Source organism: Weissella sp. ESL1139 (genome assembly GCF_058506735.1).
The window spans coordinates 1,047,072-1,071,596 of the sequence record NZ_CP196375.1; the positions used below are offsets into that span (position 1 = coordinate 1,047,072).

At 37.6% G+C, this 24,525-nt stretch carries 21 protein-coding genes and 3 tRNA genes; 3 read left to right on the top strand and 21 right to left on the bottom strand.

Annotation, left to right across the window (positions count from 1 at the left end; translation table 11 throughout):
• Positions 1-17: 17 nt before the first annotated feature.
• The 21 genes from ACSYSF_RS05065 to coaBC all read right to left on the bottom strand — a co-directional run bounded on the left by ACSYSF_RS05065 (position 18) and on the right by coaBC (position 24,039).
• On the bottom strand, positions 18-2,840 hold the full coding sequence (locus ACSYSF_RS05065) for an FtsK/SpoIIIE family DNA translocase (protein ID WP_489868438.1): 2,823 nt from the start codon (positions 2,838-2,840) through the stop codon (positions 18-20).
• A gap of 42 nt (positions 2,841-2,882) precedes the next feature.
• On the bottom strand, positions 2,883-3,398 hold the full coding sequence (locus ACSYSF_RS05070; protein ID WP_489868439.1) for a tRNA (cytidine(34)-2'-O)-methyltransferase: 516 nt from the start codon (positions 3,396-3,398) through the stop codon (positions 2,883-2,885).
• A gap of 124 nt (positions 3,399-3,522) precedes the next feature.
• Positions 3,523-4,665: an AI-2E family transporter gene (locus ACSYSF_RS05075; protein WP_489868440.1), complete on the bottom strand. Its 1,143-nt coding sequence runs from the start codon at positions 4,663-4,665 to the stop codon at positions 3,523-3,525.
• Positions 4,666-4,756: 91 nt separating this feature from the next.
• Entirely contained in the window at positions 4,757-5,785 is a 1,029-nt protein-coding gene (locus tag ACSYSF_RS05080) for a lactonase family protein (protein ID WP_489868441.1), read from the bottom strand.
• 151 nt (positions 5,786-5,936) lie between these two features.
• Positions 5,937-8,021 carry a glycine--tRNA ligase subunit beta gene (glyS, locus tag ACSYSF_RS05085; protein ID WP_489868442.1) on the bottom strand — a complete coding sequence of 695 codons (2,085 nt, stop codon included), beginning with the start codon at positions 8,019-8,021 and terminating at the stop codon, positions 5,937-5,939.
• A 1-nt stretch (position 8,022) separates the two neighbouring features.
• Positions 8,023-8,949 carry a glycine--tRNA ligase subunit alpha gene (glyQ, locus tag ACSYSF_RS05090; RefSeq protein ID WP_489868443.1) on the bottom strand — a complete coding sequence of 309 codons (927 nt, stop codon included), beginning with the start codon at positions 8,947-8,949 and terminating at the stop codon, positions 8,023-8,025.
• A 367-nt stretch (positions 8,950-9,316) separates the two neighbouring features.
• Positions 9,317-10,897 (bottom strand): amidase family protein, encoded by a 1,581-nt coding sequence (locus ACSYSF_RS05095; protein ID WP_489868444.1) that lies wholly within the window; start codon positions 10,895-10,897, stop codon positions 9,317-9,319.
• 172 nt (positions 10,898-11,069) lie between these two features.
• Positions 11,070-11,855, bottom strand: coding sequence for a DNA repair protein RecO (gene recO / locus ACSYSF_RS05100; RefSeq protein ID WP_489868445.1), 786 nt, complete (start codon positions 11,853-11,855; stop codon positions 11,070-11,072).
• A 70-nt stretch (positions 11,856-11,925) separates the two neighbouring features.
• A complete protein-coding gene (gene era / locus ACSYSF_RS05105) occupies positions 11,926-12,834 on the bottom strand; it encodes a GTPase Era (RefSeq protein ID WP_489868446.1) in 909 nt (302 codons plus the stop codon).
• 24 nt (positions 12,835-12,858) lie between these two features.
• Positions 12,859-13,272, bottom strand: a complete 414-nt coding sequence (locus ACSYSF_RS05110; protein WP_489868447.1) for a diacylglycerol kinase family protein — start codon at positions 13,270-13,272, stop codon at positions 12,859-12,861.
• Positions 13,256-13,738, bottom strand: a complete 483-nt coding sequence (gene ybeY, locus ACSYSF_RS05115; protein WP_489868448.1) for an rRNA maturation RNase YbeY — start codon at positions 13,736-13,738, stop codon at positions 13,256-13,258. The genes ACSYSF_RS05110 and ybeY overlap by 17 nt, the downstream gene beginning before the upstream one ends.
• A gap of 2 nt (positions 13,739-13,740) precedes the next feature.
• Entirely contained in the window at positions 13,741-14,736 is a 996-nt protein-coding gene (locus tag ACSYSF_RS05120; RefSeq protein WP_489868449.1) for a PhoH family protein, read from the bottom strand.
• Between the two features lie 90 nt (positions 14,737-14,826).
• On the bottom strand, positions 14,827-15,267 hold the full coding sequence (locus ACSYSF_RS05125; RefSeq protein WP_489868450.1) for a GatB/YqeY domain-containing protein: 441 nt from the start codon (positions 15,265-15,267) through the stop codon (positions 14,827-14,829).
• A gap of 82 nt (positions 15,268-15,349) precedes the next feature.
• The gene (gene rpsU, locus ACSYSF_RS05130) at positions 15,350-15,535 is read right to left on the bottom strand and encodes a 30S ribosomal protein S21 (RefSeq protein WP_002828392.1); all 186 of its coding nucleotides are present in this window, start codon (positions 15,533-15,535) and stop codon (positions 15,350-15,352) included.
• Between the two features lie 121 nt (positions 15,536-15,656).
• Positions 15,657-16,538, bottom strand: coding sequence for a YitT family protein (locus ACSYSF_RS05135; RefSeq protein WP_489868451.1), 882 nt, complete (start codon positions 16,536-16,538; stop codon positions 15,657-15,659).
• Between the two features lie 145 nt (positions 16,539-16,683).
• Positions 16,684-18,489 carry an aspartate--tRNA ligase gene (gene aspS / locus ACSYSF_RS05140; protein WP_489868452.1) on the bottom strand — a complete coding sequence of 602 codons (1,806 nt, stop codon included), beginning with the start codon at positions 18,487-18,489 and terminating at the stop codon, positions 16,684-16,686.
• A 1-nt stretch (position 18,490) separates the two neighbouring features.
• Complete coding sequence (hisS, locus tag ACSYSF_RS05145) at positions 18,491-19,795, bottom strand: histidine--tRNA ligase (RefSeq protein WP_489868453.1); 1,305 nt, start codon at positions 19,793-19,795, stop codon at positions 18,491-18,493.
• A gap of 291 nt (positions 19,796-20,086) precedes the next feature.
• A complete protein-coding gene (locus ACSYSF_RS05150) occupies positions 20,087-20,971 on the bottom strand; it encodes an N-acetylmuramoyl-L-alanine amidase family protein (protein ID WP_489868454.1) in 885 nt (294 codons plus the stop codon).
• 114 nt (positions 20,972-21,085) lie between these two features.
• Positions 21,086-21,526 (bottom strand): nucleoside 2-deoxyribosyltransferase, encoded by a 441-nt coding sequence (locus ACSYSF_RS05155; protein ID WP_489868455.1) that lies wholly within the window; start codon positions 21,524-21,526, stop codon positions 21,086-21,088.
• Between the two features lie 128 nt (positions 21,527-21,654).
• A complete protein-coding gene (locus tag ACSYSF_RS05160) occupies positions 21,655-22,821 on the bottom strand; it encodes a hydroxymethylglutaryl-CoA synthase (protein WP_489868456.1) in 1,167 nt (388 codons plus the stop codon).
• Between the two features lie 15 nt (positions 22,822-22,836).
• Positions 22,837-24,039, bottom strand: a complete 1,203-nt coding sequence (gene coaBC / locus ACSYSF_RS05165) for a bifunctional phosphopantothenoylcysteine decarboxylase/phosphopantothenate--cysteine ligase CoaBC (RefSeq protein WP_491737219.1) — start codon at positions 24,037-24,039, stop codon at positions 22,837-22,839.
• Between the two features lie 199 nt (positions 24,040-24,238).
• Here coaBC and ACSYSF_RS05170 point away from each other — a divergent pair.
• The 3 genes from ACSYSF_RS05170 to ACSYSF_RS05180 all read left to right on the top strand — a co-directional run bounded on the left by ACSYSF_RS05170 (position 24,239) and on the right by ACSYSF_RS05180 (position 24,511).
• Positions 24,239-24,310, top strand: a tRNA-Glu gene (locus ACSYSF_RS05170).
• 28 nt (positions 24,311-24,338) lie between these two features.
• A tRNA-Glu gene (locus tag ACSYSF_RS05175) sits at positions 24,339-24,410 on the top strand.
• Positions 24,411-24,439: 29 nt separating this feature from the next.
• Positions 24,440-24,511, top strand: a tRNA-Glu gene (locus tag ACSYSF_RS05180).
• Positions 24,512-24,525 lie beyond the last annotated feature (14 nt).

The window sequence follows — 24,525 nt, forward strand, 5'->3', positions numbered from 1 at the left end:
TTGTTAGTTAGCGAAAACTATTGCGCATTGCGCTTAAATCGGTCCATCATTTCTGGAGTGAATTTCAATTCACGTGGTTTAGAACCATTTGATGGTCCAATTAATCCACGATCTTCCAACGCATCAATAATGCGACCAGCACGATTGTAACCCATACCAAAATGACGTTGGATTGATGAAGTTGAAGCACCACCAGCTCGTAATATGAACTCGAGTACTTCATCCCATTTTTCATCTAACTCATCACTTCCTGAACCATGACCACCACCGTCCAAGGCTTGAACTTCGGCATCTGAAACAGTCATTGATTCATCATATTGCGCACTACCCTGTTGCTTAATGAAATCAGTTAATGCTTCAACATCTTCATCAGAAATAAACGCACCTTGCACACGTTGTGGGCCATTTGAACCAATTGGCGCAAATAGCATATCACCACGACCAAGGAGCTTTTCAGCACCATTACTATCCAGAATGGTACGTGAATCCACTCCTGATGAAACCGCAAAGGCCATTCGTGAAGGTACATTAGCTTTAATTAATCCGGTAATAATATCAACAGATGGACGCTGTGTTGCAACAATCATATGAATGCCGGCCGCACGTCCTAACTGTGCAATGCGAACAATCGCATTTTCAACATCACCAGATACAGAAGAAGTCATCATCAAATCAGCCAACTCATCAATAATCACAACCAAATATGGTAGCTTCTGCGTAACTTCCCCTTTTTGCGAAGCATCACGTTTCGTGACTAATTTATTATAGCCTTCAATGTTGCGCACACCTTCCTGTGCTAACAACTTGAAACGCCGATCCATTTCAGCCACAACTTTCTTTAAGCCAAGTGCCGCCTTTTTAGGATCAGAAACAACTGGCGTAATTAAGTGTGGAATATCATTGTAAACTGATAATTCAACTTTCTTTGGATCAACTAACATTAACCGTACTTGTGAAGGTTTGGCTTGCAATAAGATTGAAGCCAAAATGCCATTAATCGCCACTGATTTTCCAGATCCAGTTGATCCAGCAATTAGTAGATGAGGCATCTTAGTCAAATCGACCTTAACAACTCCACTCGTAACACCACGACCAATTGGTACAATCAACGGCTTATCCGTATCAATACCAGCTTCTTCAACCATATCACGGAAACCAACCGTTGCCTGTTGGTCATTAGCCACTTCAATTCCAACAACATTTTTTCCTGGAATTGGCGCTTCAATACGTAACGATTTAGCAGCCAAAGCTAGTGCTAAGTCATCTGTTAGATTTTGAATCTTTGAAACTTTCACACCAACGGCTGGTTTAATTTCATATTGGGTAACCGTTGGACCTAGCACAACCTTTTCAACTGATGCATTTATCTTAAAACTCTGCAAAGTTTCGTGTAAGATACGTGCCTTTTCACTTAGCGCATCACGTTCTTTAGATTGATCAGTTGAGCCAATGTGTTGTAATAAATCAGTCGTTGGTAAACGATAATCCTTATCATCAATCATTGTACCTAAACCACTTGCATCAACATCAGGTGTTGGTTCAGTTTGTGTTGATGGTGTAACATGACGATTTTCTTGGTGTGTTTTGGCAGCCGAAACCGCTTTTTGTTGGGTTGGTTCATGAAGCATATCGACATGTGAAAATGATGATTCAGCCGTATTCACCTGATCAAAATTAGGTTCAGGTCCATAATCTTCTTCAGAAACATTTTCACCATAGACAATTGGTTCCACCGGATCAGCTGATTGCACCACACTTTGTGAATCAAAGCGTGACTGACTACTACTATAAGTAGGTGCTGGTTGCTCCTGTCGCTTTGTCTGATTTTGCGACTTGGTCTGATTCTGTTTTAGGGTTTGCCATTCATCTTTTTGTAGTAAGGCTGGGTCGACTGCCACACTTGCCTGCTTTTCTGGTTGTGAGTCAGGGGCAACAATCTCTGGTACCACAAATTGTGTTACTGCTGCTTCTTGATTCTTGTCAGATTCAGCTTCATCACTTGACTTTTTATTAAAATCAACTTTACCTGACGAAGTAGCTTCAGGCTCTGGTTGCTTAGCCTTTTTATCACGAGGGCTAAAAGGATCTTCATTAAAGAAATCCTTCATCGCCTCTTGTTGACGCTCTTTTTGATTACTACGGAACGTTTGAATTGATTCACTAACCTTTTCGTGAGCAGTGGTTGCTTGTGTTTGGACCAAGTCTCCTGCACCTTCTGCCAAAGTAAAGAAATTATCAAATACACTACGTAATGGCAACTTGAACATAATTACTAGACCAACCAATAACAAAATAATGGCAATAAACCATGAACCAAAATTCCCCGTTGCTACAAAGATATATTTATATAAAAATGCCCCAATGACACCACCACCGACTGGTGTCGTCACCGCATGATTATTTAAATCTTGATTAATCAATGTTTGGATTGTGGCAACATAATCACTATGTACATCCATGCGATTAAATAATAAAATCGATCCCATCAAAAGAATACCAACATAAAACAATGTAAATCCAATATAATGGTGCCCTTTAATCCGAGGCGGCCAAACACCATATGCCATCACAACTAAAAATGGTATTAATAAGACGATTAACAAAAATTGATATGAACCGCCAACAATTAGGCGAACTAAATTAGCTATTAATTTACCAACCAAACCAACTTTAAAAATTGCTAAGACAGATAAAATAACGGCAATTAATCCTGAAAACTGTGGTAGTCGTTTAATAAACCAATCTAATGTATCATTGCTCTGCTTCTTTTTACGATTAGTTGTTTTTCGTGGACGTCCTTTAGTTGTCTTTTTCCTAGCTGTACTCTTTTTATATGCCATATGAACCTCCTTTCTTAAAGATTAAATACCAGTATTTACAGTTTATTTAAGTTTATCGTAATCATAATCATGAGTTAAATCAAGATTTGGGAAGTTTTGTTGACGCAAAGCCTCATAAATAATGATTGATGCTGTATTTGATAAATTCAGTGAACGAATATGATCATCATTTTGTGGAATACGCAAAGCTTGATCAGGATGCTCTTTCATAAATGGCTCAGGCAAACCAGTAGTTTCCTTACCAAACAAAAAGTAATAGTCATGATCTGGATTCGTATAATCTGCTTGATGGTATGAACGTTTAGCAAATTTTGAAATCAAAAATAATTCATCCGTTTCTTTTAACGTTGCCATAAAAGCAGGTAAGTTCTTGTGAACGGTAATATCAACATTGTCCCAATAATCTAAACCGGCACGCTTTACGTGTTTATCATCTAATTTAAATCCTAATGGTTCAATCAAGTCCAATTTTGCATTAGTACCTGTTGCAGTTCTCGCAATATTACCTGTATTGGCTGGCATTAATGGTTCAAATAAAACAATGTGATTGGTACTCATAAAATAAATTCTCCTCTTCTTAGGTCATTTTAACCTATAACGTGATTAATGCATACAAAAACAAGTATAGCACGGTCTACAATGAACTTGCGCTATACTTGTTAAAATTTTCAATGTTTTAATACTAAGCGTCTTCTTTAAACAAGCCTGAACTCTCTTGCCACCAACTGTAAAAGCGTGAAACTAATACTTTTAGAATTGCATATCCCGGTACACCAAAAATAACGCCGAGAATACCAAAGATATTACCAGCTGACAAAAGTACTAACAAAACCGTAACCGGATGAATTTTTAGTGAAGATCCCAATAATTTAGGTGACACAACACGACCCTCCAGCGTTTGTTCAATCATAAAGACAATTAATACAGAAACAAGCATCATTGGTGAGATAAAAATACCAACAACGATTGGCGGTACCATTGATAAGAATGAACCTAAGAATGGGATAACATTTAGTAGCCCAGCGATAATTGCAATTAACCAACCATACGGCAAACCAATAATGGTATAACCAATGGCAAACATAATCATCACTGCAAAAGCCACTGAAATTTGACCACGAATGTAGTTTGAAATTTGCTTACTAATTTCCTTCAAAGTTGTTAAAAATGATGCCCGTACTTTTACTGGTATATATTGTGCCATATAATTTGGCATTTTATGACCATCTTTAAGCAAATAAAATAGTACAAATGGAAATGTTACAATCGCAATGACAACCGAAGATACGGTTCCCAAAACTGATGAAACCCCATGTAAACCTTTTTTAGCATATTCACCAGAAGAATTTGCTAGCCAATCGGAAATTTCATCATTAGTCGTATTAAACCATTTATTAATATTATGGAAATTTTTATTAGCTGTAACTTGATCAACCATCCGTACAATTTTATGCCAATATGTTGGCCATTGATTAATCAAGTCCATAACCTGACTACTAATCCATGGAATAAATACGGCCAATCCCCATACGATTAATAGCGCTAAAACAATAAATTGAATGGCTATAATTAATGTTCTAGATACATTAAAGCGGCGTTCAGCCCAGTCAACCATTGGATTAAGCAAGAAATAAAATACACCTGCTATTACAATTGGTGCCCCAACTGCCCTGAAAAATTTGCCAATTGGTTCAAACACGAATGAAATTTTATTCAACATGAACACAATTAGTAGAAATAATAAGATGACTAACATCGTTGAAACGACTTTATTATCTAAAATCCAACGATGAAAGTTTGTTTGACCTTTAGGCTTTTCTTCCATATTTTGCACTCCTTCACCGTTACAAAAAAACACCCTTCAAGGGCCATATATTTGCATATATAACTATTCGGGTGTTAATCATTTATGCATATTAGTCGACAAACAAGACACGAATTGCTTCAGGGACAGCAAAGTCTTTTTGCACAAGTGCTAACTTTCCTGATTCACTATCACGCGTATAAACTGAAACATTGTCCGTATTTTGGTTAGCTGCAATCAAGTAATCTTCTTCTGGATTTAAGGCAAAGTCACGTGGGAAATCACCCTCTGTTGAAATCCATTGAATGTGCTCCACGGCAGCCCCATCATCTTTAACTGCAAAAACAGCGATTGAATTATGGCCACGATTTGAAGTGTAAATAAAGCGACCATCTTTTGATAGATAAATGGCTGCACCACCATTATGAGCATCCCAATCTGATGGAATCATCAAAATTGTTTGCAATAACGTAAATGAACCATCTTCATTATACTTTAGAACTGATAACTCTGAAGATAATTCACCCAATAAGTAAGCGTACTTACCATCAGGACTAAAACGAATATGACGAGGGCCAAATCCTGCTTCAGTTTCAAAAGTAGCAACCAACGTTAGCTTACCTTCATCCGTCACATCAAACGTTAACACCTTATCAGCACCTAAGTCAGCAATCACAACGCGATTATCTGGCGTTAAGTTACTAAAGTGAACGTGAGTCGCCTCTTGTTCTGGACGTGGTCCCTTTCCTTCAGATTGATAAGTATCAACCAAAGTCAAGTTACCGTCTTGATCAATCTTATAAACGTCTAACGTTCCCTTATGGTAGTTTCCTGTATAAACCAATTGGCGTTCTTCATCAACAGCAACATAAGCTGGTGAGGCACCCTCAGTTAGAACTTCCTGTTGTAGCGTTGCTTGACCGTCGGTATAGTCATAAACTGCAATACCACCTTGACCATCAGCTTTATCAACAGCATAAAGTTTGTGTGCCTTACTTAATGCCAAATAAGTTGGTGAACCAACTTCAGCTACTAACTTTGTATTAGCTAATTTGCCCGCTTCAGTATCAAAATCTGCTGAGTAAATACCCTTTGAAACTCGCTTGGTATACGTTCCAAATAAAATATGTTCTAATACCATTAATTTGCCCGCTTTCTTTAATATCAATTTTTAAAATCGCTTTCATTATATCATAATTTACAAAAACAATTAAACCGGCTCACCTTTATGCAAATAAAAAAGGCCACGACAAAATTTGTCGTAGTCCTTTAAAGGAAATTGTCAAACAACGTTACTTTGATTTAACATCCAAAGCCATAAAGTTTGCAACTTTATCTGCTAATGCAGAAATATTTTGCAAACTTGCTAAGCGATTTGCTTTAACGGCTTCATCATCGACCATAACCATGGTCTCATCAAAGAAGGCAGCAATAGCTGGTTGTAGGCTTAGCAAAGCTTGTAGTAAACCATCTGTTGTATAGTCGGTTGCAGCTAATTTTGTTGTTTTCTGGTGCAATTGACTTTCAGCTTCATTTTCAAATAAGGCTTCATCAACTTTTGCATCAGTTGGGTTCTTAGTCGTCAAACGCATAACACGCGTCAATGATTCAACACCCTCACGGAAGTTTGCATCATCAAGATGTGCTAACAAGGCATCTGCTGATGCAAACATTTGTGTTGTATCAGTTAAACTACCTGTCGTAACAGCATTGATTACATCATAACGAACTTTTTGATCTTGCAAAGCTTTAACAACACGGTCTGTTAAGAATGAAATAACATCGCTAACAACATTTGTTAAGTTATCTGCAACTTCTTCAGGCAAACCAAAGTGGTTATCATTAGCCATAACTTCTTTAATTAAGTCATCTAAGATAACATCGATTGGCAAATGCCAGTCGTTGGCATGCAAAATATTAACAACTCCTGAAGCAGCACGACGTAATGCATATGGATCATTTGAACCAGATGGAATCATACCACCGGCAAAGAATGACAATAAGCTATCTAACTTATCAGCCAAAGCTAATACCTTACCCAAGTCTGAGTCTGGCAATTCACCGTCAGCAGAAATTGGCATGTAATGCTCACGAATAGCTTGTGCCACTGATGGTTCTTCACCGAATAGCAAAGCGTACTTCTCACCCATTACACCTTGAAGTTCATCAAATTCACCGACCATTCCTGTCATCAAATCAAACTTATAAATTTCAGCAGCACGTGCTAATTGCGTTTGTTGATCATCACTTAATGAAACATGTTTACCAATAATGGCTGCCAATGCCTTAGTACGTTGAGTATGGCTAGCAACTGAGCCTAACTTGGCATGAAATGAAACAACAGCTAATTTGTTATTATAGAAGTTAATATCATGCTTTTGGTCTTCATGATAGAAGAATTTAGCATCTTCCAAACGTGCGACCAAAACCTTTTCATTTCCTGCAATCACATTTTCTAGGTTTTCAGCATTACCATTACGAACTGAAACAAAGTATGGTAATAATACACCTTTTCCATCAATCACGTGGAAGAAACGTTGGTGTTCACGCATTGAAGTAATCAACACTTCATCAGGCAATTCCAAATACTCTGGATCAAACTTGCCCACAAAAGCTGTTGGATATTCAACAATGTTGTTAACTTCTTCTAATAAATCAGCATCTTTTTCAACGTGCCAATTATTTTCAGCTGCTAATGCGTCAATTTGCGCAACAATCTTAGCCTTACGTGCATCAGCATCAGCTTGAACGTAGACTTTCGCTAGATCATCCTCATAATCAACAGCGGTCGCGATTTCAACTGTTTGACCTAAGAAACGGTGACCGCGAGTTTCACGACCAGACTTAACATCTAAAATATCAAATGGTATAACGACATCATCTAACAATGCCACAATCCAACGAATTGGACGCACATATTCAAATGTATGACGTGCCCACTTCATAGTGGTTGCAAAGGTCATGCTAGTAATAACATCTTTGATACCTGTTAATACGTCAGCAGCTGGCTTACCAGCTTCAAACTTTGTGACATAAATGTACTCATTACCCTTAAATTCTTTAAAAGTAATATCATCAGTTGTCAAACCTTGTCCACGCACAAATCCCTGTGCCGCACGTGAGTAATTACCTTCCTTATCAAAGGCGGCTTTTTTAGCAGGTCCTTTAACTTCTTTAGTTAAATCATCGGCTTTATCAGCAACTTCTGAAATCAAAATTGCCAAGCGACGAGGTGTTGAAAATGGTTTGATATCGCCATATTGTAAACGATTATCCTTCATAAATGCTGCCGCACGTTCAACTAATTGATTAATAGCTGGTGTAACCAAGTGTGCTGGCATTTCTTCCAAACCTATTTCTAGTAAAAAGTTTGCCATGTTAGTTCTCCTCCTCATCAGCTGGCAAATACTTTGCCCGCAAAGCTTCATCCTTTAACAATGGGAAGCCAAGTTTCTTACGTTCATCAATGAAAGCACGAGCAACTGAACGTGCCATGTTACGAATACGTGAAAGATACTTAGCACGTTCTGTAACTGATACTGTTCCCCGTGCATCTAACAAATTAAAGGTATGTGATGACTTTAAAATATAGTCATATGCTGGGTGAACTAAACCATCAGCTAATAACTTCTTTGCCTCAGCTTCATATTCATTAAAGTGACGTAACAACATTTCTGAATCTGATTTTTCAAATGAATAAACAGAATGCTCGTATTCTGGTTCCTTAAAGATATCACCATACAAAACACCATTTCCCCATTCAAGATCATAAACAGTTGGTACATCTTGAATGTATGATGCTAGTCGTTCCAAGCCATAGGTGATTTCTGAAGTCACAGCATCAACTTGAATACCACCAACTTGTTGGAAATAAGTAAATTGTGTTACTTCCATGCCATCAAGCCAGATTTCCCAACCAATACCAGCAGCGCCCATTGAAGGATTTTCCCAGTTATCTTCAACAAATCGAATATCATGAGCTAATGGATCAATCCCTAAAGCTTTTAACGAATTTAAGTATAATTCTTGAATATTATCTGGTGATGGCTTCATAACCACTTGGAATTGGTGGTGTTGATACAAACGATTTGGATTATCTCCATAACGACCATCAGCAGGACGACGTGAAGGTTCAACGTAGGCTGCATGCCATGGTTCTGGTCCATTAGCACGTAGGAAAGTGTATGGACTCATTGTACCGGCACCCTTTTCCGTATCATAAGCCTCCATTAACATGGCACCTTGATCGGCCCAAAACTTTTGCAACGTCAAAATAATATCTTGCACACTCATTTTTGCGCTCATTGTGACAATTTCCTTTCTCTTAACCGGGCAAAAACACAAAAAAGCCCTACATCAACAATATAAAAATCGTTAATGTAGGGACGATAATATCGCGGTTCCACCCTACTTCTAGTATTACTACTAGCAGCTTTTTTCATTTAGTTTATTAACTAATGATGCCCCTTAATTAACATTAGACCATTCTCACATTATCAATGGTTTGCTGTGCTAATGATAAATTAATTCCTTCATTAGTATTCGTAAGCTTTACAATTTATAAGTTTAGCACGCCTTACTAACTTGTCAATATTCATAACAGCTTAAACCGCTTTTTAATGCCAAAATTAAAAAAGCATCCTTTTACAATACAAAAAGAATGCTCATTAGTTTATTCTAAAAACTTTAATTGCTGATGTTCTTCAAACAACTGACCAATTGACAACAACAATTTGTCTTGACCCTTAGCAGCTTCAAATTGCACGCCCAATGGTAACCCATTTTCAGAAACATAAGTTGGCAAACTAATTGCAGGTTCACCAGAAACATTAGCTAGCTGTGTAAATGGTGTTTTTGTCAAACCGTGTAGCCAAGCATTATAAATCAACTCAATCTGATCTTTATGCGCTAATTTATCAATATCACGTAATTGCGTTACATACTCTGGTAGATAAGCTGGATCACTATTTAATGATGCTGTTTCGGCTGTCGTTGGCGTCAAATACAATGGATACTTTTCATGGAAAGCAGACATCTGTTGATCAACCAAATCGTTTTCTGCTGCTACTTCTGCTAACATCGAATCAGGTTGTTTTTTATCTGCCTGATACAAAGCCCAAGTCATTGGTGAAACATCATCAAAGTCCATATCTTGTCCAGTCTTTTCTTTGATCATATCATTAGCACCTGTACCAGTTGGTGTCGACTCAGTATAGTAAGTCATCATTAACTTTTTACCATCAACGGGGGCATCTTTTTCTACTACCGTATATCCTTGATCACGCAAAAAGGCAACCGTCTCCATGACGGCATTAACAGCGTCCTCACTAACTGATGTACCAACAGGTGATTTGATTGAATAGGCAATTGGATATTGCTTCAAATCATTAGGTGCCACTTTAACCAATTCATGACGGTTCTCTTCATTAATCATGCCATCAAAGTAACTTTGTAAATCTCCAATATGCTTAGCATTAGCAAAGTTTACCGATGACGGTACCGTATCATCCCCCACAATAACACCTTGTGTTGGCTTCAAACCAATAACCCCTGTCCAAGATGCTGGTATTCGTAACGAACCACCGGCATCATTACCAGTCGTTAATGGCACAATGCTTTTAGCTAAACTTGCAACGCCGCCACCAGAAGAACCACCAGTATTGTAGTCAAGATTCCATGGGTTATGTGCATCACCATAAAGCATTGATTTTGTAACATTTGTTAAGCCAAGCTCTGGATAATTTGTTTGACCGATAATAATAAATCCCAATGAACGTACTCGTTTAACATAATCTGACGTCTCTGTTGCGAGCTTACCCTTAAGTGGGACTAAGCCACGTGTATTAGATTCACCAGCTAGTTGTTGACCAAGTCCCTTGATTAGGATTGGCACACCATAGAATGGTTGACCAGTATCTTGCAAAGCTGCTGCTTCTCTTAGCGCTTGTTGTTCACGCAAAGAAATAATCGCATTTAATGCCAGATTTTCTTTTTTTACTAAAGCTACCGCATGTTTAACTAATTGGCGACTAGTAACTTTGCCATCACGAACCAACTGTGCTAATTCACTTGCTGAAGCTTTACGATACCGTTCAGCAGAAATCGGCAAATCATCCCCTTCATCAGGTTGCTCAACTGCATTATCCTGTGCTGCTTTTAGTTGTTTTATTAAAAAGATACTACCAAGTACGGTCACTCCTAATAAAGCAGGTAAAATTAGGCGACGTGCACGACCATTATGTGTTTGACTCATTAAGATGCCTCCCCCTTAATAACGCAGAAATAATCATAGATATTAAACATCGACTTCACTTTTAGTGTAAGCGTTCCCAAAACATTAATCAACTAACAACCCATACTAGGTTGTAGTATCCAAAAAAGAAGTAATCTCAATAATATTGAAATTACTTCTAAAATACTTGCCGTCATTTATCATCTGTATGCAAATCTCGTTTTATCATGCGATTTTGCCAACTAGCTAACTGTTGAATGAATGACTTAGCTCGCAAATGAACCCCAACCTGATCATCATATAATTTATCCATAATACGTGCCATTTCTTGTTTAGTATATGGTTTTAGGTTCAATGACCCCAATTGTCTTAAGTCAATTGCTGTTAACTTAGACAACACACGTACAGCACGATTATCAGCATGCATACGATATGGATCAGCTTCCCAATGCTGTTGACAAAGTGTGCCATTATACTTTTCAGAAAAGTCTAATGGTAAATCACGACGACCACATATGGCACACTGCCCCCATGTTAATTGAATACCGAATACTGGTAATAATTGCAATTCAAAATAGTTGGCAATCCCTTGTGGATCCAGCCCTTTTTGTAGTTTTGTAACAGCCTCCGCTACTAAATCGTACCATTTTGTAATGGGCTGATTATCAACAAACGCAGCATCAATTAAGCCAAGAATATACGTCATATACGCATTTAAAACGATATCGGTCATTAAAAATGCAGTTGGTTTGGTTTCTTTAACATCATTAATAAAACTAAGACCGTGCGTATTAATGACGCCTTCAAATGTTGCCATACTTAAAGGTTGCATTTCAGCTGAAAATTGATAACTTTTACTCTTACCAAAGCGCACATAAAACATGCACTTACCAGCTTGCCGGGTTAGCATCTTAACAATTAAATCTTTTTCCTTATGGTCTCGCTGATATATCACAATTGCGTCAAAAACTTCTGTCATTTAATCACCTGTATTAATAGTTTAAGCAAAAGGGGGTTGCGACATAAAAGTCCAACCCCCTTTTCCTTAACTAAATATCTGAATCTTCTTTATAACCATATGATTGCAAAGCTTGTGGCTTATCACGCCAACGGTCTTCCACTTTAACCCATGTTTCAAGGAAAATCTTATCACCCAACAAACGTTCAATGTCCTTACGAGCACGAATTCCGATTTGCTTAATCATTGAACCTTGTTTACCAATGACAATATTCTTTTGACTTGGACGTTCAACAACAATCGTTGCTTGAACGTGCAAATGTTGATCATCTTCGCGTTCAATTTTATCAATAACAACAGCTACAGAGTGTGGCACTTCCTGTCTTGTCAATTCCAAAACTTTTTCACGAATCAATTCACTCATAATAAAGCGCTCAGGGTGATCAGTAATTTGATCAGCTGGGTAATATTGTGGGCCAGCTGACAAATGATCCATAGTAAATTGCAAAAGCTCTGGTACCCCTTCACCTGTTAAAGCAGATACTGGGAAAATTTCTGCAAAATCCATTTGAGCATTATAATCAGCAATTTGTGTCAAAATTTCAGCACGGTTAATCAAATCAACCTTATTGATAATTAGATAAACTGGTGTATTTGACTCTTTTAAGCGATGGATAATAAAATCATCCCCCACACCACGTTCTTGATCAGCATTAACTAACATCCAGACCATATCAGCTTCACGCAAAGCTGACATTGCCGTCTTAACCATGAAGTCACCTAACGCATTATGAGGCTTATGAATACCTGGTGTATCCATAAATACCATTTGTCCCTCATTTGTCGTATAAATACCATGAATTTTATTACGAGTTGTTTGGGCTTTAGGTGACATAATGGCAATTTTTTCACCAATCATCTTATTCATAAGGGTTGATTTACCAACATTTGGGCGCCCAACTAGTGCAATAAAACCAGACTTAAACTCTTCTTCGCTCATTAATATTCTCTCTATCTTTTTATTTTATCTAAATACCATTTGTAAGTTTGGTAATAAGTATGGTTGAAAAATTAGGACACCAATCACAACTGCAAATGCCGCTGCTGCCAATACGCTTCCTGACGCAACATCTTTAGCCACCTTAGCTAATGGATCATATTTTTCACCCACAATTAAATCAACAATTGCCTCAACAATTGTATTCAAAAATTCGGCACTGATCACTGTAAAGACGGCCACTGAAATCCACAACCAATCAGAACGACCTAAATCCACATAAATACCGACAATTAAAACAACACACGCCGCAAAAACATGAAAACGCATATTTCGCTCACGTACTAATAACTCCCCAATTCCAGCCAAAGAATGACCTAAAGCCTGAAAGAAATGAGAATTTTTTTCAACTTGTTTTTGTTTATTATCTTTTGAGTCCATAACTATCTAAAATTTCTCGTTGTAAATCAAACATGATTTTTTCATCTTCTTCACTACGCATGTGGTCATAACCATTAAGGTGCAAGAAACCATGCACTACTAAAAAGCCTAACTCACGTTCATAAGAATGTTCCAAATACTCAGCTTGTTCACCAATTTTATCAACTGAAACAATAATATCACCAATATTCTTAGCAATATCTTCGTCCATTTCTTCATCCATTAACAATGGTAAATCATCACCATCATCTTCAATGGCAAATGAAATAACATCTGTTGGTTTGTCTAAACCACGATACTCACGATTGTATCGTTGAATTTCATCATTGTTGACAAACGTAACTGACATTTCTGTATTATCAGGCAATGAAATATATTTACCTGCATAATCCAAAACGTTATTTACTAACTCAATTTGTTCCTCAGGAACACCTGGTTTTGATTGATCAATTATTGCTAAATCCATGTTTAATCCTTTGTAGTTGTATCTTTTGCTGTTTGCTTCTTTGCGTCATATTCATCATAAGCATTAATAATCGCTCCCACAACCGGATGACGAACAACATCATCAGCGCTGAAATTAACAAACGCAATATGATTAACATCCCCTAGTATGTGTTGTGCTTGTACTAAGCCTGAACGTGTTTTATTAGGCAGATCAATTTGTGAAATATCACCATTTACCAACATTGTTGACCCAAAGCCTAACCTTGTCAAAAACATCTTCATTTGCTGCGGTGTTGTATTTTGCGCTTCATCCAAAATAATAAATGCATTATCCAAAGTACGACCACGCATATAAGCCAACGGTGCAATTTCTATTGTTTCACGATCCATTAATCGCTCAGTATGCTCTTTACCTAAAATAGCATATAGCGCATCATAAATTGGTCGCAAGTATGGATCAACTTTTTCCTTTAAATCACCAGGCAAAAAGCCAAGACTTTCACCGGCTTCAACAGCTGGACGTGTAATGATAATACGTTCAACATCACCACGTTTAAGCGCTGCGACAGCCATAACAACAGCCAAATATGTTTTTCCAGTTCCAGCTGGACCAATTCCAAAAGTCACATCGTTTTGGCGGATTGCATGAATATAACGACGTTGTCCATAATTTTTCACCCTAACAGGTCGACCTTTAGCATCACGTAACAATGTTTCAGTATACATATCTTCAAAATATTCAATTGTACCGCGCTTTGCCATATTAATAGCGGAAATGATGTCAGCTGAACTAATTTTAACTCCGCGTTTTATTAGAGAAGTTAACGCAACAATTACCGCTTGTGCTTGCGTAACATTTTCATCAAGACCTTTTATCGTTAATTGACTGCCCAATACGGATAAATTAACAGTGAGTCCTTCTTCTATCAACCCTAGATTACTATCTTGAGGTCCTACCAAACCAATTTCTTGTTCTGCATTTTCAAAATAATAATTTTTTTCAACTTGATCTGTCAACCGCTAATTTCCTCACATTTCAAAAATTTGATTAGTACATCTACATTATACGCTAATCATCTATGTATCGGGGAAAACCCCGTGTTTAAATTATAGTAAAGACTGAACCTTTTGGCTAACCATTTTACCATCAGCCTTACCTTTAACCTTTGGCATCAAGGCACCCATAACTTTTCCCATGTCAGCTTTACTAGTTGCACCAACTTCAGCAATCGTTTCCTTCACAATTTTCTCGACTTCATCTTCTGATAATTGTTCAGGCATATATTTATTTAAAACATCAATTTGCTTTTGAATACCAGCTGCCAAATCATCACGATCAGCTTCTTTATATGAAGTCATTTCTTCAACACGTTGTTTCATTTCGCGTGACAAAACGGTCATTTCATCTTCTGGTGTCAAATCATGCCCAACATTAATTTGTTCGTTTGACAAAGCTGACTTAACCATACGAATAACACTTAAGGTTTCCTTGTCTTTGGCTTTCATTGCAGCTTTCATGTCTTCTGTTAATTGTGCTATTAGTGTCATCATTCCACTCCTGTTTTTTATTTATTATAACATCAAAAACAAAAACCGGACTATCTACTAGGATAGTCCGGTATAGGTCGTTTTACCGACCCTTCTTGTTCTTGCGCTTACGTGCGGCCTCAGCCTTCAACTTACGTTGTACTGATGGCTTAATGTAAAATTCACGCTTACGGTATTCTTGTAGAGTACCGTCCTTTGATACACCACGCTTAAAGCGACGGAGAGCATCATCAAGAGACTCATTCTTACGAACAACAGTCTTTGCCATAATGTTTACCCTCCCTTCACGTGTGAAGATTTCAACTTATATTTAATATATGTCGCACACTTTGTTCTTTACTATCTTACCAAAAATAGAATAATTGTCAATATTTTCTTTAAATTTGTAGCTATAACTTTGGCTCATAAAAGCCACCAAAGATACGTTCAACACGCCAAAGTGAAGCCCATGCGGATGGATCAGCTCTAAAAATAGCTTCGTGTAATTCGTATTGCTCATACATCGAAATAACCGTAAACAAAATTTCTTTATTATGATGGTTATAACCACCCTCAGCATGGTGAACAATGGTAATCCCACGATGCAATCCGTCTTGAATTTCTTCAATAACTGCATCAGGGTTTTCAGTCACAATCATCACCTGCATTTTTTGCTGTCTTGTATAAACAAGATCAATGACACGTGCATTAACGACTAAACCAATCCCAGTAAATAGCGCATATTGCACGCCGAACATCATACCAGATGCAACTAGAATAAAGAAATTAAACGTTAAATTAACAGCACCCATTTTTGCGCCAGTTTTACGCCGTACCATGATACCAATAACATCTAACCCACCAGTTGAAAGGCCATTACGCAATGCAAACCCAGTACCAAAACCATTCACGGCCCCACCAAAAATTGCCATTGCTAGTGGGTCTTCGGTCCATAATTGCTTTGGTTGTTGAATCCAATTCATTGCAATTGCAGCTAGAAGAATTGCTAATCCTGTAAAAAGAGTAAATCGTTTACCAATTTTAAAATAAGCAAGCAATAATAATGGCATATTCAAAATCACTAACCAAATCCCTACCGGAATACTAATATTGAAAACCCGGCTTATCAAGGTATTTAACAATTGCGCTAATCCTGTAAAGCCGGAAGAATAGATATGTCCCGGTGTCCAAAAGAAGTTCAAGGCTACTGCTGAAGCCAATGCGTAAATCATGGCACTTCCAGCACGTGTTGAATATTGATGATGGTTTAAATACTGTTTTATCTGGTCCATTATTCCTTTTCTTTCATTTTATGCTACAACTAAGTTTATCTTTGTTATTAATACGATAGACAAGTATATCAAAATAAAAAAATAACACAACAAAAAATTGCCTTACAAATATAACAATTTCGTAAGACAATTTAAGGATTATTTTTTATTCTTCAGCCATATTAGGAGCTGTCACGTCAGCATAAACTGGGGCGGTCAACTTCAAATCACCAACAACTTGTGCTTCAGCAACAGGTGTAGGTGCTTCAGTCATTGGCTCAGTTGCCTTAGAATTCTTAGGGAACGCAATAACTTCACGAATGTTATCTTGACCAGCCAACAACATTGCCAAACGATCAAGTCCCAATGCAATTCCACCCATTGGTGGGAAACCATATTCCATACCCTCAAGTAAGAAACCAAATGCTTCATGAGCAGCTTCCTTGGTAAATCCTAATGCAGAAAGCATCTTTTCTTGAACTGACATTTGATGAATACGAATTGATCCTGAACCCAGTTCGTAACCATTTAATACCAAATCATATGACTGTGCGTGTGCTTTATGAGCACCTTCAGTTGTCTCCAGTAATGGCAAGTCTTCTTCATTTGGCATCGTAAATGGATGGTGAGCTGCAATCCAACGCTTTTCTTCTGGTTGGTAATCGAATAGTGGCCAGTTAACAATCCAAGCAAATGCCCATTGACTTTCATCAATTAAATCAAGTTCTTCAGCTGTACGACGACGTAGTGCATCTAGTGTTGCGGCAACAACATTTTCATTATCAGCAGCAAATAGCAACAAGTCACCAGCTTTAGCACCCGTTTCGGCTAACAAAGCTTCTTCTTTTGTCTTTAAGAATTTTGCGATTGGTCCAGTGATACCATCTTCATTGACCTTCAACCAAGCAAGGCCCTTGGCGCCAAAACGCGTCACATATTGTGCCATTTTATCAATATCTTTACGTGAATAGTGATCGGCACCACCTGGGACAACAATTGTCTTGACTTGACCGCCATTTGCAATGGCATTTGCAAAGACACCAAATTCTGAATCAGCCATTAATGATGATAAATCTTGTAGTTCCATGCCAAAACGCATATCAGGTTTATCTGTTCCAAAACGACGCATTGAATCAGCATAGTCTAACACTGGAATATTAGCTGTATCTAAATCATAATCAACTGTTTTCTTCATAATTGCAGCAACCCATTCAGAAACTAAAGCCATAATTTCGTCTTGATTCATAAATGACATTTCAACGTCTAATTGCGTAAATTCTGGTTGACGATCACCACGCAAATCCTCGTCACGGAAAGCACGTGCAACTTGATAGTAGCGATCAAAGCCAGCACCCATCAACAATTGCTTAAATAGTTGTGGTGATTGTGGTAAGGCATAAAAAGAACCTGGATAAACACGTGAAGGTACCAAGTAATCACGCGCACCTTCTGGCGTTGACTTAGCTAAATATGGTGTCTCAATGTCAATAAAACCATGGTCATCTAAGAATTCATGAGTTGCAGCTGTAATTTTTGAACGGATTCGTAAATTACGTTGCATTTCAGGACGGCGCAAATCCAAATAACGGTACTTCAAGCGTAGTTCGTCTGACACGTTAATATCATCTTCAATGTAGAATGGCGTTGTTTTTGACTCTGACAAAATCTTAGCATCCGTCACTTGGACTTCGATTTTACCTGAACGTAAATTATCATTAACAGCTCCTTCACCACGTGATTTAACCGTTCCAACGACTTCGATGACATATTCTGTACGCATATCCTCAGCAACTTTTAGGGCATCTGCATTAAATTCGTTAGAAAAAGCTAACTGCACAATACCTTCACGGTCGCGCAAGTCAACGAAGATTAAGCCACCTAAATCACGGCGCTTTTGTACCCATCCTTGTAAGGTAACTGTTTGTTCTAAATAGTTTTCGTCAATTAATCCCGCATAATTTGTACGTTTCATTTTATTCCCCGTCCTCTTCATCATTCATATATTCCGGCAAGTTTGTATACAACTCAGCTAGTTTCAAAGTTGTTTCTTTACCAGTCTTCATATCTTTAAAATTAGCACTTTGGTCTGCCAATTCACGCTCACCAATTGTAATCATATAACGTGCTTGTAAACGATTAGCTGACTTAAATTGGGCTTTTAACTTACGATTCTCATAGTCACGATCAGCACTGTATCCAAATGAACGAATTGCTTGAATCATTTGCATGGCAGCGACATCAGTACCCTCACCTTGATTGGCAACATATACATCTAATGTACTTGTTGTTGGTAGTGGTGCATTTTCTGATTCTAGTAGCAGCATCAAACGTTCAAGACCAATCCCAAAACCAACACCAGCCATTTCAGGACCACCAAACTGTGAAACTAAGCCATTGTAACGACCACCACCAGTGATTGTCGACCAACCGTGGCCCAAGGCCTTAGCTTGTGTCATAACTTCAAAAATTGTGTGGTTATAATAATCTAATCCACGCACAACAGTAGCATCAACTTCATAGTCAATTCCTAACGCATCAAGATATTGTTGGACTTTTTCCCAATGTTGTTGTGCATCTTCAGTTAGGTAATCCAAAATTGATGGTGCATTTGCAACAATTTCTTGATCCTTGTCATCTTTTGAATCAAGTACACGCAATGGATTCTTTTCTAAACGTTCTTGTGAATCATGTGATAATTCATCAAAGTGTGGCTTCAAAAAGTTAATCAAGGCTTGACGATAATTTTCACGTGATTCTTGATCACCTAATGAATTAATCTTAACTTTCAAATTGGCGATACCTAATGTTTGGAAGAAGTCAACAGCCATCGCAATTACTTCAGCATCAAGGGCTGGTGATTCTGAACCCAAAGCTTCCACACCAATTTGATGGAATTGGCGCATACGACCAGCTTGTGGTCGCTCATAACGGAACATTGGACCAATGTAGAATAACTTATATGGCTTAGCATGTTCAGGTCCATATAGCTTATTTTCAACAAAAGCACGAACGACACCTGCAGTTCCCTCGGGACGTAATGCAATATGGCGATCACCCTTGTCTTTAAAATCATACATTTCTTTTGTCACAACATCTGACGTATCACCGGCTGAACGTGCAAAAATATCAAAATTTTCAAAAATTGGTGTGCGCACTTCTGCATATTGATAATCACTAAACAACAAACGTGCTGTTTCTTCAACATAATGCCATTTAGCTGAATCACCTGGTAATAAATCAGCTGTTCCCTTAGGCTTTTGGAATAATTGTTTTGCCATCTTTTCTTCTCCCATCATTTATAAAAAATAAAAAACGCCCCTAACGATATACAAATATCGTCAAGGGCGCTCACATCAAGCACGGTACCACCTTGGTTTTGGCTAAAACCGTAACGTGGTTCAACGCACAATCACTGTGACCTTAAAAGTGTCCCCTCAATTATCACAACACGGACTTACACCTGACTCCGCTCGCTTAGCTTGTTCCGATTGAGTTTGCTTTCTCATTGGTTTTATTTCAAAATATTATACTTTATTATCTTATAGTTCTAAAATGCCGTCAAGTTAGATTTATTGTGCTTTTTTGACACGCTCTGTCAAATAATTCTGTATACCAACTGGTACAGCTTTAGCAACTTTATTTTGGTATATTGGCGACTTAATATATCTGAAGTCCTTTTTGTTATTCATATATCCACTTTCCAGCAAGATTGCCGGTACCGTATTATCACGAATAACTAAGAAATCACCATACTCAACACCCTTGTTAACCAATGGCAAATTCATCGCTTTATTAACATTCTTCGCCAGAGCATATGACCCATTATTTGGGTGATAATAGTAGGTTGTATATCCAGTTGATTGATTCTTTACAGGAGCAGAATCAAAATGGAATGATAAAAATAAGTCAGCATGATTATCTTCAGCTACTTTTGGAATTTTAGCTAAATAAACTAATTTATCTGTATTTCGTGTCATTATAACTCGGGCACCTTGTTTTTCAAGTTGCTTTTTAACACGTTTGGCTAACTGTAACGTATATGTTTTTTCGTATTTTTTATTAATTGATAACGAACCAACATCACTGCCACCATGACCGGCATCAAGGACAATCGTTGCTTCAGATAGTGGTGTGACCTTTTTAAGTGGTTCTTTTCGTTTTAATAACCAACCGGCTACCCATCCGGTTGACTCATCGTCACGTCGGACTTGATACCAGCCTTCTTTTTTTTCAATAATTTGTAGATGTTCACCCTTTTTTAAAACTGACAAAGGTTTACCATCAATACCATATTGCTGGCGAAGGGTTAAATTAGGAATTTGAACTGTTATTTGTTGTTTATGTAACATCACAATGGTCAATGAAATGGCTGTTGTTAACATGACAATCACGATTATAAGTGGTGCCCAAAACTTCATTAACCATTGCTTCAATACTTGAATTACTTTTTTCACGATTGAACCTCATGTTTTGCTTATATGACCATAATTTTACCCTTTTTTCTAAAAAATAGCGATGCTCAGGTAACAAAAAAATAGCCATTATCTAAATAACAGCTATTTTCCTAATTAAAATGTTTTTCCTGTCCAAATATTAGCAGGTAATTTGTCAAAGTCATATGTGCTAAGTTCTGCAACATCAGTAATAAAAGCATGCGCTGGTGCCGAAATCATCAAATTAATAGCACCTTCCTTTTCCTTTACCAAAATAACAGGTTTATGCATGGCTTCTGAATAACCAATTTCCCATGCTGTACCGGGATCTACATAATCATTATCATAATCAATGACTGCCACAACTACCTCAGCAGAATCCAAATGTTCTTTGTCACCCTTATAAATAGCCGTTGCCCATTCCTGTGAACCAAATTCAAATTCGTCATGAACTTCAGTTCGTGGGCTAAAGAATTCCACCACTGTTTCATTCTTAGTCAAGGCTTTCTCTAATCGTTCAATACGATTGATTTGTTCATCGTCAAAAAATGGACCAGCTAAATATACGCGCTTCATAAATTTATCCTCGTTTATATCATGATATTCTTAACACATGATAATTTTATCGAATAAATAACGAACAATCAATTAAATTTTGAATTATATTTGAATAATTTAAGAACTTAATTAATGAAACATCCGTTTTAATTACAAATATACTGACGTTGTTCGTTTTCTATTCCACTCAACACAAATTGTGCTGGATCCTTTTTAGTATCTAATTCACGATTATCAGCACCCTTTAACTGATTATTGAAAATTTCTTCATATTCTGGAATTGTAACTTGATGACGCTCTGCAAGCAAATCTGGTATTTGCTCATGCACTAGACCACTTTTGAAATGAGGACGTAACGTCAATGAATAGAATTCTCCTTCAGCCCCTGAACCGTATGAGAACATACCAATCCGATCCCCAGCTTGCAAAGTGGTTGAGTTGTCCAATAATGAATATAAACTCAAGTACAATGAGCCTGTATATAAATTACCAATGCGCTTATTATAAACGCGGCTAGCTTCAAATTCAGTCATCAATTGTGCTTGCTTAGCTTCACTAGCTTCGGGCAAAACATCACGTAAAGCCTTTAATCCCATTTTGGTAAATGGCAAATGGAAGGCAAGTGCTTTGAAATCATTTATCGTGCGTTTATTTTTTTGCTTATAACGTGACCAAACAGCTTTGAAAAAATCTTGATAAATGTTAGATGAATATTTACCATCAACACGTGCTGTGTCAGCATATACTGGCCGCCAAAAATCCATCACATCACGTGATAAATATTGACTATCTTGATTAATTTCGGCAATTGCTGGGTTAGCTGAAACCAACATGGTCATGGCCCCACCACCCTGGGTTACTTCACCACTGGTACGTAAACCATAACGAGCAATATCTGAGGCAACAACTAGCACTTTTTCTTGGGGATGCAACGTCACATAATCACGTGCTTGCATCAACGCAAATGTTCCTGCATAACAGGCTTGCTTCATTTCAATCGTTCTAGCATATGGATTAATTCCCAACAATCTTTGCAAATAAACAGCACCTGACTTTGAGTTATCAATACCAGATTCTGTTGCAAATAAAATCATCGTAATGGCTTTACGATCAGAAGCCGTTAACATCTCATCAGCTGCATTAGCTGCCATTGTAACCACATCTTGAGTTGGTGGAATTACAGCTTGTTGCGTTTGCCCGATACCAATTAAGTACTTATCTGGTTCTTCATCACGCACATTTGCCAATTCGACCATATCAATATATTGATTTGGTGAAAAGAAACTCATTTTATCAATTCCAATAACTGTCATTTTAATACCTGCTATCTATTCATTCACTGCTTTACTAATTTTTTGTATAATTTCGCGAGCTACCGCTAATTTACTTTGTAACGGTAGTGTTTCCGGTTCTTTGTTTCTAGTCAAAATGGTTACTTGATTGGTATCATAACCAAAACCAACTTGATTTTTTGAAACGTCATTGGCAACCAACATGTCAGCGTTTTTCTTTACTAGCTTGTTTTGTGCATACTCTAAGAGATGCTGTGTCTCAGCTGCAAAGCCGACTAAATATTGATTTGTCTTTATTGAACCTAATTGAGCTAAAATATCAGGATTTTCAACCAACGTCAACGTTAATTGACCTGAATCTTGTTTTTTAATTTTATTTATTGCTGTTTCAGCCATACGGTAATCAGAAACAGCTGCAGCCATAATCATCACGTCTGCTTGTGGCAAAGCTGCCATCATTTGTTCTGACAACTCTTGGGCTGACTGAATATGAATTGTCTCAATACCAACTGGATCTGGTAAGGTCGTTGTTGCTGAAACTAGCGTAACATGAGCCCCTTGTTCAGCTGCTGCTTGCGCTAAGGCGTATCCCATCTTACCGGATGATCGATTTGAAATATACCTAACCGGATCAATGGGTTCAACTGTACCTCCTGCAGAAATCACAACGTGTTTATTTTTTAAAACACCTTGCTTTTGATATAACGCTAACTCACTATATGCTAAGATATCGGCGGGTTCAGGTAATCTACCCTTCCCGGTGTATCCTTCCGCTAAAAAGCCATCAGCTGGCTCAATGACAATATCACCGTCGGCTTTAAGTTGCGCTAAATTCCTTTGTGCTGCGTGCTGGAAATACATATTTTCATTCATTGCTGGTACAACAATTAATGGTGCGTGTCGAGCAGCTAGTACCGTACTAGCGGCGTCATCCGCAATACCATTAGTTATCTTAGCAATGAGATTTGCAGTTGCTGGAACTACAAAAAAATAATCAGCCCAATCTGCTAACGCAATATGGTCAATCGTTGAACTGGTTTGTTCAGCAAATAAATCAGTTAAAACTGGTTCATTAGTTAAAACAGCTAAAGTTTTAGGTGTGATAAATTCAGTTGCTGCCTGGGTCATCACAACTTTAACCTGCGCATTGGCTTTAATTAGTAAACGCGCAAAAGTTGCCGCTTTGTAAGCCGCAATGCCCCCACTAATTACCAAAACAATATTTTTTCCTGAAAACATTTACTGTTCTCCTTATATTCAAAAATCACAACAGAATAAGTTTACCACTTTTGTTCACTTTATTTTATACCCGTCATTTTAACGATATTCCATATTAATAGCAATATTTCTGTTCTTTTCTCAAATAAAGTATTGCATCTATTTAATTCATCTGGTATATTAATAAACGTTGTTGAAACACAACTTTTATTTAAATCATGGCTCATTGGTCAAGCGGTTAAGACTTCGGTTTTTCACACCGACATCCAGGGTTCGACTCCCTGATGAGCTATTAGTTTCGACTAACATTTTATATTTATGGCTCATTGGTCAAGCGGTTAAGACTTCGGTTTTTCACACCGACATCCAGGGTTCGACTCCCTGATGAGCTATTAGCTTCGGCTAACATTTTTATATTTATGGCTCATTGGTCAAGCGGTTAAGACTTCGGTTTTTCACACCGACATCCAGGGTTCGACTCCCTGATGAGCTATTCATTTAAGAGCT

Coding starts and splice junctions, on each gene's coding strand:
- era (WP_489868446.1), bottom strand. CDS start 12,834: ATGAGCGAAGAAGAGTTTAAGTCTGGTTTTATTGCACTAGTTGGGCGC.
- ACSYSF_RS05075 (WP_489868440.1), bottom strand. CDS start 4,665: ATGGAAGAAAAGCCTAAAGGTCAAACAAACTTTCATCGTTGGATTTTA.
- ACSYSF_RS05160 (WP_489868456.1), bottom strand. CDS start 22,821: ATGACAGTTATTGGAATTGATAAAATGAGTTTCTTTTCACCAAATCAA.
- ybeY (WP_489868448.1), bottom strand. CDS start 13,738: ATGGATTTAGCAATAATTGATCAATCAAAACCAGGTGTTCCTGAGGAA.
- ACSYSF_RS05155 (WP_489868455.1), bottom strand. CDS start 21,526: ATGAAGCGCGTATATTTAGCTGGTCCATTTTTTGACGATGAACAAATC.
- coaBC (WP_491737219.1), bottom strand. CDS start 24,039: ATGTTTTCAGGAAAAAATATTGTTTTGGTAATTAGTGGGGGCATTGCG.
- hisS (WP_489868453.1), bottom strand. CDS start 19,795: ATGGCAAAACAATTATTCCAAAAGCCTAAGGGAACAGCTGATTTATTA.
- aspS (WP_489868452.1), bottom strand. CDS start 18,489: ATGAAACGTACAAATTATGCGGGATTAATTGACGAAAACTATTTAGAA.
- ACSYSF_RS05080 (WP_489868441.1), bottom strand. CDS start 5,785: ATGGTATTAGAACATATTTTATTTGGAACGTATACCAAGCGAGTTTCA.
- recO (WP_489868445.1), bottom strand. CDS start 11,855: ATGACAGAAGTTTTTGACGCAATTGTGATATATCAGCGAGACCATAAG.
- rpsU (WP_002828392.1), bottom strand. CDS start 15,535: ATGGCAAAGACTGTTGTTCGTAAGAATGAGTCTCTTGATGATGCTCTC.
- ACSYSF_RS05125 (WP_489868450.1), bottom strand. CDS start 15,267: ATGACACTAATAGCACAATTAACAGAAGACATGAAAGCTGCAATGAAA.
- ACSYSF_RS05095 (WP_489868444.1), bottom strand. CDS start 10,897: ATGAGTCAAACACATAATGGTCGTGCACGTCGCCTAATTTTACCTGCT.
- ACSYSF_RS05065 (WP_489868438.1), bottom strand. CDS start 2,840: ATGGCATATAAAAAGAGTACAGCTAGGAAAAAGACAACTAAAGGACGT.
- ACSYSF_RS05135 (WP_489868451.1), bottom strand. CDS start 16,538: ATGGACCAGATAAAACAGTATTTAAACCATCATCAATATTCAACACGT.
- ACSYSF_RS05070 (WP_489868439.1), bottom strand. CDS start 3,398: ATGAGTACCAATCACATTGTTTTATTTGAACCATTAATGCCAGCCAAT.
- glyS (WP_489868442.1), bottom strand. CDS start 8,021: ATGGCAAACTTTTTACTAGAAATAGGTTTGGAAGAAATGCCAGCACAC.
- glyQ (WP_489868443.1), bottom strand. CDS start 8,949: ATGAGCGCAAAAATGAGTGTGCAAGATATTATTTTGACGTTGCAAAAG.
- ACSYSF_RS05110 (WP_489868447.1), bottom strand. CDS start 13,272: ATGGACTCAAAAGATAATAAACAAAAACAAGTTGAAAAAAATTCTCAT.